General features: G+C 66.5%; 8 protein-coding genes. 4 read left to right on the forward strand and 4 right to left on the reverse strand.

Annotated elements, in window-relative coordinates; genetic code table 11:
- Positions 1 to 17: 17 nt before the first annotated feature.
- From ACK6C6_RS10010 to ACK6C6_RS10020, 3 genes are all read right to left on the reverse strand, one after another.
- Positions 18 to 4,016 carry a TonB-dependent receptor gene (locus tag ACK6C6_RS10010; RefSeq protein WP_409267164.1) on the reverse strand — a complete coding sequence of 1,333 codons (3,999 nt, stop codon included), beginning with the start codon at positions 4,014 to 4,016 and terminating at the stop codon, positions 18 to 20.
- A 275-nt stretch (positions 4,017 to 4,291) separates the two neighbouring features.
- Positions 4,292 to 5,263 carry a FecR family protein gene (locus ACK6C6_RS10015; protein ID WP_409267165.1) on the reverse strand — a complete coding sequence of 324 codons (972 nt, stop codon included), beginning with the start codon at positions 5,261 to 5,263 and terminating at the stop codon, positions 4,292 to 4,294.
- A complete protein-coding gene (locus ACK6C6_RS10020) occupies positions 5,247 to 5,834 on the reverse strand; it encodes an RNA polymerase sigma factor (protein WP_409267166.1) in 588 nt (195 codons plus the stop codon). Before ACK6C6_RS10020 ends, ACK6C6_RS10015 begins: the two co-directional genes overlap by 17 nt.
- Before the next feature lie 188 nt (positions 5,835 to 6,022).
- On the opposite strand from ACK6C6_RS10020, the gene ACK6C6_RS10025 reads away from it, so the two are divergent.
- The gene (locus tag ACK6C6_RS10025; protein ID WP_409267167.1) at positions 6,023 to 9,382 is read left to right on the forward strand and encodes a DUF4450 domain-containing protein; all 3,360 of its coding nucleotides are present in this window, start codon (positions 6,023 to 6,025) and stop codon (positions 9,380 to 9,382) included.
- Between the two features lie 61 nt (positions 9,383 to 9,443).
- Positions 9,444 to 10,346 carry an SMP-30/gluconolactonase/LRE family protein gene (locus ACK6C6_RS10030; RefSeq protein WP_409267168.1) on the forward strand — a complete coding sequence of 301 codons (903 nt, stop codon included), beginning with the start codon at positions 9,444 to 9,446 and terminating at the stop codon, positions 10,344 to 10,346.
- Positions 10,347 to 10,356: 10 nt separating this feature from the next.
- On the opposite strand, the gene ACK6C6_RS10035 is transcribed toward ACK6C6_RS10030, so the two are convergent.
- Complete coding sequence (locus ACK6C6_RS10035; protein WP_409267169.1) at positions 10,357 to 10,917, reverse strand: hypothetical protein; 561 nt, start codon at positions 10,915 to 10,917, stop codon at positions 10,357 to 10,359.
- Positions 10,918 to 11,219: 302 nt separating this feature from the next.
- On the opposite strand from ACK6C6_RS10035, the gene ACK6C6_RS10040 reads away from it, so the two are divergent.
- Together ACK6C6_RS10040 and ACK6C6_RS10045 are read left to right on the forward strand one after the other, a co-directional pair.
- Positions 11,220 to 11,363 (forward strand): hypothetical protein, encoded by a 144-nt coding sequence (locus ACK6C6_RS10040; protein WP_409267170.1) that lies wholly within the window; start codon positions 11,220 to 11,222, stop codon positions 11,361 to 11,363.
- A 201-nt stretch (positions 11,364 to 11,564) separates the two neighbouring features.
- Positions 11,565 to 13,010, forward strand: a complete 1,446-nt coding sequence (locus ACK6C6_RS10045; protein ID WP_409267171.1) for an NAD-dependent succinate-semialdehyde dehydrogenase — start codon at positions 11,565 to 11,567, stop codon at positions 13,008 to 13,010.
- Positions 13,011 to 13,114 lie beyond the last annotated feature (104 nt).

The raw sequence follows: 13,114 nt of genomic DNA on the forward strand, positions 1-13,114 counted from the left end.
CTTGCTTCGGGGCTTGACTACATCGTCCGGAAATTCACCCCGAACATGATGCGCCGTCCCGAATACGCGTAGTCCAGGATGTTCGGCGTACCGTCGGCGAACGGCGCGTACGGACCCTGGCTATGCGAGACGGTCGCGTTGCCGATGTTGCGTCCTTCGACGAACACCTCGATCATCGGCGAATACCGGTACGAGATCTTGGCGTCGATGAAGCGGGTGGCGTCCGTGAAATTGGGCGAACCCGGGTTGTAGGTGGTGCTGGTGCGTCCGCCCCCCACGTTCGGGTAGTTGTACATGCTGGTCGTCTTGCCGCAGGCCGCGATGCAGTTGAAGTAGGAGCCCACGGCCTGCAGGGCGACCCTGGCCGAGAGCCTGCCGTCGTCGTACCACAGGGCCGCATTGTAGGTGTACTTCGGCTCGTTCTGCGGCGGCAGCGGCGTGCCGGTCAGCAGGTCGACGATGTTGGCCGTCGAGGTCGACGAATGCATCTTCGAGTAGTTGGCGTCGAAGCCGGTGTAGCGCAGCAGCCATGGCAGGAAGGTGAAGGCCGTCTTGCCGCTGAACTCGACGCCGCGGCGGCCCGTCGTGGCGCCGTTCATCCAGGTGGAGTAGTCGAACAGCTGGCCGGCCAGGCTTTCGCCAGTAACGGGATTGACCATGTCCGAGTTGGCGAACAGCGGCGACTGCGACACGCCCTGGGCGATCGCGCCGCCGATCTTGCCGTCCTGGCGGAAAGCCGTCGCCGTCAGCATCGTGTCGCGGTTCGGATACCACTCGATCGACAGGTTCTGGTTGAAGTTCTTCTGCGCGGCCAGTTCGGGATTGCCGACCGTGCCCGAGCACGACTGTCCGTCGTCGCCCAGGTCGGCCGCCACCTGGTCGTAGGTGCACGAACCCGAGGCCAGCAGGCGCGACACCGGCGGCCGGGCCACCGTCTTGGCGGCGCTGTAGCGCAGCACCAGCTTGTCCGGGACCAGCCAGGTGGCCAGGTTCAGGCTCGGCAGGAGGTCGCTGGTCTTGGCGCTGATGGCGGTGGCTTGCTGCACCCGCATCCTGGTCGTGCCGCCCACCGCTTCCGGGAAGCTCGGGTCGAAGCTGGCCGTCTTCATGATGGCCGTGAAGCTCATCATGCCGGTGCCGTGCACCTTGGTGCGCACGTAGCGTACGCCCACGTTGCCTTCCAGCTCCAGGCCGAAGGGCAGCGAACGGTCCGTGAAGGGCAGGTGGTCGAGGCCGAAGTCGCCCATCAGGTAGAAGGCGTCGGTGCGTTCCTTCAGGTGGTTGGCCGGCTGCGCGTAGACCTTGCCGTCGCTGGCGGTGCAGTACTTCACGCAGTCGAAGTTGGTGTTGCCGACCTGGGAAATGGCGAACAGCTTCTCGACGTCGACCTGCGTCCAGTTCTCGATCAGGCCGGCGGGGCGGTCCTTGGCGCCATGGAAGAACTGGGTCGGCGTGGCTTTCAGCGTCATGACCTGGCTCAGCATGTCGACGAACTGGGGGATGGTGTAGACCATCGCGCCGTCCAGCGACTGGCGGATGTCGCCTTTCGGAATCCAGCCGTACTGGCACTTGTTGCCGCCCGGCGCCAGCGAGCCCGGCGTGTCGGCGCAGCCGTACATGGTGCTGCGCAGGGTGGGCGAAGGCATCACGATCGGCGCCACGAAATTCGCGGTGCCGAAGCTGCCTTGCGGGTCGCGCAGGTTGTAGCCGCCGTTGTTCAGGTTCCAGTTGTCGTTGCGCGTGTCGCGCATGTTGTAGCCGGTCTTGAAGCGCTTGAAGAAGGGGATGCGGTCCGGCGTGTTCCAGGTCGCGTCCACCTTGGCGGTGCGCTCCGAGGTGTGGTACTCGGTCGGCACCCAGGTCAGGTTCGGCGACGAGGTGCCTGCATTCTGCTGGGCGGCGGTGTAGGCGGGCGCCGAGTTGGTCGTGTAGACCGTCGGCACGATGGCGGCGCTGGCGCCGCGCGGGAACAGCACGGCGAAGCGCGAGGGATCGGCCGAGGTGATCGGATTGACGTTCGGGAAGCTGTAGGTCCACAGGCCGTTCGGCATCACGCTCATCGTGCCGGTGCCGTAGTAGTCGTTCAGCGTGAGTTCCTTGATGCCCTTCCTGAAGTCGGACTGGGCGTCGCCGGCGAAGAAGTCGACGTTCAGGCCGCCGCGCTTGAAGTTGCCGCCCAATTGCAGGTAGCGTGCCGTGGTCTCGCCGATGCCGTGGCTCTGGTTGGTCTTGGCGACGCCATTGCTGTTGGTATTGTTGAAGGTGTACGAGGTCAGGTGGTGCTTGGCGTCGACCACGGCGGAACCGGGCTGCACGTTGCTGCTGCCGTTCTGCACCGACATGTTACCCAGCGAGAAAGCCAGCGTGTTGATGTCGTTGTGGCGCTTGTTGTAGCTGCCTTTCGAGTACAGGGTCAGCTCGTCGGTGAGCTTGAAGTCGGCGCGCAGGTCGAGGTTCTTGCGGCGGTCGATCTCGCGCCGCACCACGTAGCGCGGGCCGGACGGGGTGTAGTCGTTCCACTGGTTCAGGCAGGTATTGAGCTCGTTGGTGCGCTGGTTCTGCGCGGCGGTGCGCGCCGAGGACGAGATCAGGTTCAGCTGCGCGGCAGGTATCGGCGCGAAGATCGCGCGGCATTCGTCCTTGCTCTGCGCGCTGGCCGAACGGGTGACCATTTCGAGCGGCGTGGCCGAGTTGAAGAAGCCGCCGTTGGTCAAGGCCGAGCGCAGCAGCGGGGTGGTGCTGGTCGCATCGGCCGTGTTGACGGTGCCGGGCTGGTAGCTGAAGGTCTTCTCCGGCGAATTGTCGAAGTCGAACAGGCGGTAGTAGCCCTGCCAGCCATTGTTGCCGCCACCCGACACCTCGGTCTTGTGGCCTTCGTTGTCCAGTGTGGTGCTCGACGCGTTCAGCAGCAGGCCCAGGCGGCCGTTCATGTACTTGTTCGCCAGGATCAGGTTGGCGTCCGGCTGCCATTTCTTGTTCAGGCTGTTCTGGCTGCCGGCCACGCGCAGCGAGGCGAAGGGCTTCTTGAAATCGAGGCCGGTACGGGTCTTGATCTGGATGCCGCCGCCCAGCGAACCCTCGGTCATGTCGGCGGTCGAGCCCTTGACCACGTCGACGCTCTTGATCAGGTCCGCCGAGAGCTGGCGGAATTCGACGGCGCGGCCGTCGCCGCCGCCGGCCATGTCGCTGCCGCCGGCGGACTGCACGGCCTGGCCGTCCAGTTCCACGCGCGTCAGGTCCGGGCCGTTGCCGCGCACCGACACGGTGACGCCCTCGCCGAAGTCGCCGCGGTCCAGCGCGATGCCGGCGATGCGCGAGATCGCCTCGCCGACGTTCCGGTCCGGCAGGCTGCCCACGTCCTCGGCGACGATCGAATCGATCGCGGTGGCGGCATTCTTCTTGCGGTCGATGCTGGACTGCTGGGATGCGCGGGTGGCCACCACCTTCACCTGCTGCACGCCGTCGCCGGTCTGCTGGTTCGGCGCCGGCGCGCTCTGTCCGGACTGTGCCTTCGCCTCCGGTATCTGAACCTGCGTGCCAGGCGCCTGCTCCTGCGCATTCGCCAGCGGTGCGCCCATCATGAGCACGGCCGCCGAGACCGCGACGCAGGTCGCCTTGCGCCGGCCGGGGAGGGTATGTTTTGTCATTGTCTCATCCGATATTTTCGAGTCATTGGGTTGTCCGGATGATCCTGGCGGTCGCGCCAGGATCACCACGGTGCCGCCGGAGCTGACCCGTCCGACCAGATTAGTGCAGCCGAGCAGTCGATCGACCGCCTCGGAGATGACGAATGCGCCACTGAGCGCTTCGGTGTTCACGCCATCCAGGATGTCCGCCGAGGTCAATATGTTGATGCCGGCCTGGCGCGCGAATTCCGGAATGGACTCCGTCGCAGGGCCTGCGGGAATATTGAAGGGCCGCGGCAATTCCTGGGCGCTGACGCTGCCCGCGTACGCGGCCATGCTCACGGCCAGGATGGTGCCGGCCGCGCTGGCGTATGGGTGCATGGGGTTCATGCACGTCTCCTCTAATCTGTTTTTGTCGGAACTATGCTGCTCCGTATGTGTAAAGACTGCCGGCGACGGCGTCTTCCTCATGCTGCGGCGATCCTTTGCCCAATCACTCAAAACGATGACTGAATCGACATCCTCCCTCAAAAATCAAGCAGTGGCGTGCTGTCGTATAAATACTCAGGAAGCTGACTGCAAAGAGCAAAAAAAATCCGGACCCGCCATAGACGGCGCGTCCGGATCGTGTGCCAGTGTGGCGCGGCATCGCTTCGCTTCCTGTATCAGATGCCGTCCTGCGCCTCGCCTTGCCTGCGGCCGATGAAGATCGTGTCGGCGGTGATCGCGACCGGCACGTCCAGCACGGTGCTGACGTCCTGCGCGAACAATTCGGGTGCGTCGAGCTTGTACTGGCCGAACAGACGCTTGTCCCTGAGCGTGGCGTCGACGATGACGATGGTCTTCGGGCTGTAGCGGTTGAAGTCCGCCACCGCGTCGTCCAGGGTCTGGTTCTTGAGGATCACCTTGCCTTCTCTCCATGCCAGTTTGCGGTTCACTTCGACCGGCTGGCGGCTCACGCTGATCGCGCTCGCATCCTGCGCCAGGAAGGCGCGATCGCCCTCGACCAGCTGGCGCCGCCGCGCGCTGCTGCCCTTGTCCCAGACCTCGACCTTGCCTTCGGTGACGAGCACCTCGGTGCCGTTCGCGAAGCGCCGCACCGAGAAGGCGGTGCCGACCGCCTTGATGCGCGCGGCGCCGGCTTCGACCACGAAAGGCTTCGTCTTGTCCTTGGCAACCTCGAACCAGGCTTCTCCCTTGCGCAGGTTGACGGTGCGCTGCTTGTCGGTGAAGGCGACTTCGATCTGGCTGCCGCTGTTGATGGTGGCGACCGACTTGTCCTGCAGCGGCACCTTGCGGAATTCGCCCTTGGCCGTGGTGAGGACCCGCTCCTCGCGCAGGACTTGCAGGCTGACGGTGCCCACCGCCGCCACCAGGCAGGCGGCCATGGCGCCCACCCTGAACCAGGCGCGCCGGCTGCGGCGCTGCTGCCGCGCCATGGAGAGTTCGGGGGAGAGCGATTGCGGCGCGCTGGCGAGATTGATCGCATTGTAGATGGCCATGGCGCGCACGTAGGCGCCCTGGTGCCGCACATCGGCGGCATACCATGCGTCGAATTGCGCGCTCTCGGGGGCGCTCAGGCCGCGCGCCAGCTTGCGCGCCACCCACTCGAAGGCTTCGTTATCGATCGTTGACATTCTGTTTCTTGCTGACGCGTTTTTTTGCGGTGGACGGGATGACGCCGGTCTCCTGGTTCATGCCGTGACTGGCAATCATCTCCGACATCAAGCGCATCCCTTTCATCATTTCGTGTTCGACGACACCGTCGGTCAGGCCCAGGCTCTGCGCCGTTTCGTGCTGCGACAGGCCGTGTATCCGGCGCGCCCGGAACACCGCCTTGCAGCGGTCGGGCAGCTGCGAGACGAGCCCGATCACCCATTTCAGTTCCGCGCGGGCGAACACCACCCGCTCGGGCGAGGGCGCCGCGTCCGCGATGTCGAGGTCTTCCAGGTTGGCCATGGCTTCAATCCTGACCACCGCGTCGCGCTTGATGCGGTCGAGGACCAGGTTCTTGGCCGTGCGGAAGACGAAGGGCTTGGGATCGCGGATGCCGTCCAGGCTGGCCATCGACAGGATCCGGTAACAGGTCTCCTGCACCACGTCGTCGATTTCGGCCGGGCTGCTACAGACGCGACGCAGCATCCTGCGCAATTCGGCCTCGTGCGGCAGGAAATTTATTGTCAGCCAGTCAACTACTTCAGTGTCCATATGCTCGCCCGTTCGTGCTTCCCCCTTGGTAAGACGAACACGGGAATGTTTTCCTCAAGGTTTTGCTCATTTTTTTTCACTCGGTCACGCCAATGAGAATTTGCCGCTGTGAGGCGATGGAGGGCGAGGACGTCTCTTATTATCTGCCGAAACAATGCCGGGGAGACGATTACATGAGGAAGACTTGCATGCCCATCCTGCCGGCTTGCGTTCTGCTGGCGCTCGCGGCGTTCGCCACGGGAGCGCGTGGCGAGCAGGCGCAAGCGTACAAGCCGGGCGTCGAGGTGGCGCGTCCGAACCTGGCCGGGCAGGTGGCGCGGCCGCTGCGCTACCGTCCCGAGGGCGAGGACTTCGTCATCGAGAACGGCGGCGAGTTCTTCAACCGTCCCCTGTATGGCGGGACTAGCGCCTTTCGTGTCGACGGCGGCGACTGTCCCGAGTTTTCGCTCTACCTGCCCGGGCGCGGCGGCAATGTCCGCCTGGGCGTCAAGACCCCCGCCGGCGTGCTCTGGCTGCATGCCGCGCGCCACATCGTGACGCGCTACCGGCCAGGCGAACTGCATTACGAGATCGCCGATCCGCTGCTGGGCGAAGCCGGCCGGATCCACCTGGCCGCGATCGCCTATGCGAGCGTGGAAGGACTCGGGCTGAGGGTAGCGGGCCAGTCCCTGCCTGAGGCGGCCGAACTGGTGTTCGCCTTCGCGCCCGGGAATGGCGCCCAGGGGCGCCGCGGCGGCGACATCGGGACCGAGACAGTGCCGATCAGCCGGTATTTCCAGTTCGCGCCGGAGTACGCGCGCGGCAGCAGCGTCGACCTGCATGCCCAGGGATTCACGGTCAGCAACGACAGGGCGGCGATCACGGCGACCGCCTCGCGGCCCCTTGCCGTGCGCCGCGCCGCCGCCGCCGCATGGGAGGATCTGGCCGGCTTGCTGGACCAGGACGCCGGCCAGGATGGCCAGGTCGCGCTCGGCCGGCTGCCACTAAGCGCTGAGGCCATTCACCTGGCTTTCCAGGTCACGCGCAGCAAGAAGGCGCCCGAGCTGGCGGTCTACCGCGAGGCAGGCAGCACCCTGGACGCCCGTCCCGCGGCCGAGCGTAGCCGCGCGCCCGCATTCAGCCCGGAGGAACTGGCGGAACGCTTCGCGCAGGCCGGCGGGCACTTCGCCCGGCTGCGCGGCCAGGTGAAGATCGACACGCCCGACCCATACATCAACGCCGCGATGGGGGCATTGAACGTCGCCCTGGATGCCGTGTGGGACGAGGAGCAGGGCGCCATCATGCACGGGGCGATCGCCTGGCGCACCAAGCTGCTGGGCTGGCGCGGGCCCTACGCGCTCGACGCCCTGGGCTGGCACGATCGGGCGCGCCGCAACCTCGACGAATGGACGGCGCGCCAGGATACGTCCCCGGTGCCGGCGCGCCTGCCGCCCGCCGACCGCGATACCAACCTGGCGCGCAGCGAAGCCGGCCTGCACAGCAACGGCGACATGAGCAGGTCGCACTACGACATGAACATCGGCTTCATCGACGCGCTGCTGCGCCACCTGCTGTGGACCGGCGACCGTGCGTATGCCAGGGCCGTGTGGCCGGTGCTGGAGCGCCACCTGGCCTGGGAGCGGCGCCTGTTCCGGCGCGAGTACGGACCCGACAAGCTGCCGCTGTACGAAGGCTATGCCGCGATCTGGGCCAGCGACGACCTGTACTACAACGGCGGCGGCGCCACCCATACCTCGGCCTACAATGCCTGGCACAACGCGATGGCGGCGCGCGTCGCGGCCCTGATCGGCAAGGACCCAAGGCCATATCGGGTCGAGGCCGAGCGCATCCGCGCGGGCATGCGGCGCCACCTGTGGATGCCCGAGCGCGGCGCCTTCGGCGAGTACCGCGACCTGCTCGGGGCCCGGCTGCTGCACCCCAGCTATGGCCTGTGGAGCTACTACCACGCCCTCGATTCAGGGGTACCGGACCGCCTGGAAGCTGCGCGCATGGTGCTCGACCTGGCGCGCCAGCGCCGCACGATCCCGGTCGCGGGGCCGGGCGTGCCTGCCGACCGTCCTTATCGCGTGCTGCCGACCACAGACTGGATGCCGTATTCCTGGTCCACCAACAACGTGGTGATGGGCGAGGTGCTGCACACGGCGCTCGCCACCTGGCAGGCCGGGGACGGCGAGCGCGCCTTCGACCTGGCCAAGGGGGCGCTGCTGGCCAGCCTCTACATGGGGATTTCGCCAGGGAATATCGGCAGCATGAACTACCTCGACGTGTACCGCCGCGAAGCCCAGCGCGACTTCGCGGACGGCTCGGGCGTGATGGCGCGAGCGCTGGTGGAGGGCTTGTTCGGCGTGCGCCCGGATGCGCTCGACGGGACGCTGCTGGTTCGTCCAGGCTTTCCGCGCGACTGGCGGCATGCGAGCCTGCGCCACCCGGGCGTGGCGCTGGCGTTCCGCCGCGATGGAAGGGAAGAACGCTGGACGATCGAACAGCCGGCCGCGGTCTTCGGGCGCCTGGTGCTCGAGCTGCCGGCGGCGAGCGATGCCGTGGCCTCGGTCCTCGCCGACGGCAAGCCGGTGCGCTGGCGCGCCGGCAGCGACGAAGCCTTTGCGCCGCGCCTGCGGATCGAACTGCCCTTCGGGCGCAAGACCGAGCTCACGATCCGGTGGCGCGGACAGCCGATCGGCGCCGCTGCGCGGGTCGTCGCAAAGACGGCGGCGCACGAGGGCCTGCGGCGCGTGCGCCAGGGAGCGTTCACCTGGTGGGAGGCGGCGGCGCCGTCGGATGCCGCGCAGCCGGCGTGCAGCCCCCGCGCCGCCGCATGGACCACGGGGGCGCCGGTGAATTCGCGCCACGTCGACCTTAGTACCCGCTTCAACGACCGCGTGACCGAGCTCTTCAAGCCCGGCAAGTACCTGTCGCCGCGCTCGCCCTTTGTCTCGCTGTCCTTGCCCGCGCAAGGCATCGGCGCCTGGGCCGGGCACGTCAACGCCATGGCCACGGTCGACGACAGCGGCCTGCGTGCCCAGGGCGGCATCCTGCGCCTGCCCAAGGGCCTGAGCTTCGCCACGCCTTCAAGCCCGGGCGCGGCCAACATTCTGTTCACCTCGCAGTGGGACAACTATCCGAAGCAGGCCAGCGTGCCGCTGCAGGGCCGGGCCGGACGCGCATTCCTGCTGATGGCCGGCTCCAGCAACGCCATGCAGAGCCGCATCGACAACGGTGAGGTGGTGGTGAGCTACGCGGACGGCAGCGCCACCCGCCTGGCCCTGCACAATCCCGACAGCTGGTGGCCCATCGAGCAGGACTACTTCATCGACGACTACCAGTTTCCGTACTGCGGATCCTTGCCGGTACGGGTCGACCTGAAGACGGCCCGGGTCCGGGTGCTGGACCCGGCGACCCTGCCTCAGGACCTGCGCGGGAGAATCGACGGCGGCTCGGCCACCGTGCTCGAGATGCCGCTCGAGCGCGGCAAGGACTTGAAGAGCCTGGAACTACGGACCCTGGCCAACGACGTCGTGATCGGGCTGATGGGGGTGACGCTGGACTGAGCGGCCGTGGCCCGGGCGGTACAATCTCGCCTCCGCACCATCAACCCAACCCTGGATGAGCATGACCGGCGACACCACTTTCAAGACCATGGCTTCAATGACACCCGAATGCATCTGGGACGTGGGCGCCCACCTGGGCGAGGGCGCGCTCTGGCACGCCGCCACGCGTTCGGTCTGGTTCGTCGACATCAAGGGCCGGCGCATCCACCGCTGCGCCGCCGACGGCAGCGGGCGGCGCAGCTGGGAGGCGCCCGGCCAACCCGGCTTCGTGGTCCCGGCATCCAGCGGCGGCATGGTCTGCGCGCTTGAAGATGGCCTGTACCGCTTCGACGAAGCGGACGGCGAGTTCGCGCCGCTGCGCAGAATCGAGGACGACCTGCCGGGCAACCGCTTCAATGACGGCCACGTGGACGCCGGCGGCAACCTCTGGTTCGGTTCGATGGACGACGGCCAGCTCGAGCCGAGCGGCGCACTGTACCGACTTGGTCGGGATGGCGTCCTGTCGCGCGCCGACGCCGGCTACATCATCACCAATGGCCCCGCCATCAGCCCGGACGGCAAGACCCTGTACCACACGGATACGCCGCTGCGCCGTGTGTACGCCTTCGACCTGCGCGAGGACGGCAGCCTGGCCGGCAAGCGGGTGTTCCTGCAACTGCCCGAAGGCAGCCGCCCGGACGGCATGGCGGTCGATCGCGAAGGCCACCTGTGGATCGCCCTGTTCGGCGCGGGCCGCATCGAGCGCTACACGGCGGCGGGACGGCTGGTCGGCAGTGTCCTGTTCCCGTGCACGAACATCACCAAGCTGGCCTTCGGCGGCGAGGACCTGCGCACCGCCTATGTCACCACCGCCTGGAAAGGGCTGACGCCGGCGCAGCGCCGCGAGCAGCCGCTGGCGGGCGGGCTGTTCGCCTTCCGCGTCGACACGCCCGGATTGCCACACACGGCGCTGGCGCTGCCCTAGGAGGCTTGCGTTACAAACGGATGGTTATCTCGATCTTCTCGGAAGCTATGCCAAGGGACTCGGCCAGCTTGCGCTTGGCTTCGGCGATGGCGTTGGTAAAGCTTCCTGCCTTGCTCCGGCCCGGATCGGGGGCGCCGGCGGACGGGGCAGGCGCATCGGCCAGCTGTAGCTGGACCGGGCCCGGCTTGGTCATGAAAGGCTTCCAGGCCAGCTCGTCGGGATTCAGCGCCAGCCTGGTGAACAGGTCAGCGGTTTCCATGTAGGCGACAGGAAAACGCTGACCCTTGGCCAGCAGTTGCCAGGCATCGGGGATGTCGAGCAAGGCATAGCTGTCGAATTCAATCGTGATCCTCGCCGCGTGCATCGAAGGCCTGGTGCCGGTAATTTTCGCAATCAGGAAAGCCACGCCATGCTCGTGGTCCATCGCGGCCCATTGCTCGCGGCGGTTGCGTACGCACACCAGGTACTGGGCTGCCTCCACGCGGATCGGGCTGGCGGTCCAATGGCCGCAGCCGCCTTCCTCCCGCATCCGGCGCAAGTCCTTCCCTGTGTAGACGATGACACTTTCCATTAGCTTTCCGACATCCTTTGGCTCGACATTACCGCTCCATGGGATTGTATGGAATCAAACGTGGCGGCTCACTGTCTTTGCTCAGGCTTAAGCTTGGTCATCTGCCGTCTGTCTCTTTCCTCCAATCTAAGAACAGGGATCTGGGACCTACCGAGTCCTATTGATACGGCTCAGCTTGGCACCGACTAGCGGCAACTGCTGAGGAATGGGCTGGTCGAACATGTGCTCGCGGAAAAAGCGACCACGGGAGCATCCTGCGGCGATCCAACGGCGAGTCATTCCAATTTTTTAAAGGAAGCATCATGTTTGACCTCGAAAGCGTGACTCAACTTATCCCCCTGATTAACGACAACCATTCTGCAGCAGTCGTCTTGATTGTGATCATCCTGATTAACAAGGGAAATCGGCGCAGATACCTGCGCCGTGCCAGGCCCGGCAGCCTCTAACAAGCGCTGTGCTTATCACCCACCGGCAATACGATCGTTTCTGGGAACTATCGGCCGGCTGAGCAGATAGCCCGCTTCGGCGGGTTTTCTTTTTGGCGGCCGGCCTGAAGGTTTGCAGGCGCCGGCTTGCCGGCCTGCAGGGCAAGCAAACAAAGGTTATGATCATGTTTTACGATTCATTCAACACAGGACCTGAGGCTCATGACGACTTCCAGCTATCCCGATACCCGACTCCTCATCGCCAACGAATGGCAAGACGCCACGGGCGGCAAGACGATCCCGGTCGTGAATCCCGCCACCGGCCAGTCGATCGGCACCGTGGCCCACGCCAGCGTCGCCGACCTGGACCGCGCCCTGGCCGCCGCCAAGTCCGGCTTCGAGACCTGGCGTAACGTTACCGCCGCCGAGCGCGCCGCCACCATGCGCCGCGCCGCCAACCTGCTGCGCGAGCGCGCCGGCGACATTGCCCGCCTGCTGACCCAGGAGCAGGGCAAGCCGCTGGCCGAAGCCAAGATGGAAGCCATGGCCGGCGCCGAGATCATCGACTGGTTCGCGGCCGAAGGCATGCGCGTCTACGGCCGTATCGTGCCGTCGCGCAACCCGGCCGCACAGCAGCTGGTGCTGAAGGAGCCGGTCGGCCCGGTCGCCGCCTTCACCCCGTGGAACTTCCCGATCAACCAGGTCGTCCGCAAGCTGGCCGCCGCCCTGGCCACCGGCTGTTCCTTCCTGTGCAAGGCGCCGGAAGAGACCCCGGCCTCGCCGGCGGCCCTGTTCCAGTGCTTCGTCGATGCCGGCGTGCCGCCCGGCGTGGTGGGCCTGGTGTTCGGCGACCCGGCCGAGATCTCCGGCTACCTGATCCCGCACCCGATCATCCGCAAGGTAACCTTCACCGGCTCGACCCCGGTCGGCAAGCAGCTGGCCGCCCTGGCCGGCGCCCACATGAAGCGCGTCACCATGGAACTGGGCGGCCATGCCCCGGTCATCATCGCCGAGGACGCCGACGTGGCCCTCGCCGTCAAGGCGGCCGGCGCGGCCAAGTTCCGCAACGCGGGCCAGGTGTGCATCTCGCCGACCCGCTTCCTGGTGCATAACGCGATCAAGGACGAGTTCACGCGCGCGCTGGTGGCGCATGCCGAAGGCCTGAAGCTGGGCGACGGCCTGCAAGAGGGCACCACCCTCGGCCCGCTGGCCAATCCGCGCCGCCTGAGCGCCATGGCCCAGTTCGTCGAAGATGCCCGCGCCAAGGGCGCCGTCGTGGCGACCGGCGGCGAGCGCGTCGGCGACGCCGGCAACTTCTTCGCGCCGACCGTGCTGGCCGACGTGCCTCTGGAAGCGAGCGTGTTCAACGACGAGCCGTTCGGCCCGCTGGCCGCGGTGCGCGGTTTCGACAGCCTGGAAGACGCCATCGCGGAAGCGAACCGCCTGCCGTACGGCCTGGCCGGTTACGCCTTCACCCGTTCGATCAAGAACGCCCAGCTGCTGATGAACCGTGTCGAAGTCGGCATGCTGTGGATCAACCAGCCGGCCACCCCGAGCGCCGAGCTGCCTTTCGGCGGCATCAAGGATTCGGGCTATGGCTCCGAGGGTGGTCCGGAAGCCCTGGAGTCCTACCTGAACACCAAGGCCATTTCGATGGTCGGCGTGTAAGACCCCAAGCGTCCTCCCCAAAATGCCTGCTTCGCAGGCATTTTTTTCGTCCCAGTGTTTTCCATTGCACGGTTCGCCATGGATTCTTCTTGCACACTCCGAGC

This window comes from Massilia sp. BHUDP2, assembly GCF_046236355.1.
In the GTDB taxonomy this organism is placed as follows: Bacteria; Pseudomonadota; Gammaproteobacteria; order Burkholderiales; family Burkholderiaceae_D; genus Telluria; species Telluria varians.

Excerpts from the sequence above, each read along its gene's own strand:
- ACK6C6_RS10010 (WP_409267164.1), bottom strand. The coding sequence starts at position 4,016 with ATGAACCCCATGCACCCATACGCCAGCGCGGCCGGCACCATCCTGGCC.
- ACK6C6_RS10015 (WP_409267165.1), bottom strand. The coding sequence starts at position 5,263 with ATGTCAACGATCGATAACGAAGCCTTCGAGTGGGTGGCGCGCAAGCTG.
- ACK6C6_RS10020 (WP_409267166.1), bottom strand. The coding sequence starts at position 5,834 with ATGGACACTGAAGTAGTTGACTGGCTGACAATAAATTTCCTGCCGCAC.
- ACK6C6_RS10025 (WP_409267167.1), top strand. The coding sequence starts at position 6,023 with ATGCCCATCCTGCCGGCTTGCGTTCTGCTGGCGCTCGCGGCGTTCGCC.
- ACK6C6_RS10030 (WP_409267168.1), top strand. The coding sequence starts at position 9,444 with ATGACCGGCGACACCACTTTCAAGACCATGGCTTCAATGACACCCGAA.
- ACK6C6_RS10035 (WP_409267169.1), bottom strand. The coding sequence starts at position 10,917 with ATGGAAAGTGTCATCGTCTACACAGGGAAGGACTTGCGCCGGATGCGG.
- ACK6C6_RS10040 (WP_409267170.1), top strand. The coding sequence starts at position 11,220 with ATGTTTGACCTCGAAAGCGTGACTCAACTTATCCCCCTGATTAACGAC.
- ACK6C6_RS10045 (WP_409267171.1), top strand. The coding sequence starts at position 11,565 with ATGACGACTTCCAGCTATCCCGATACCCGACTCCTCATCGCCAACGAA.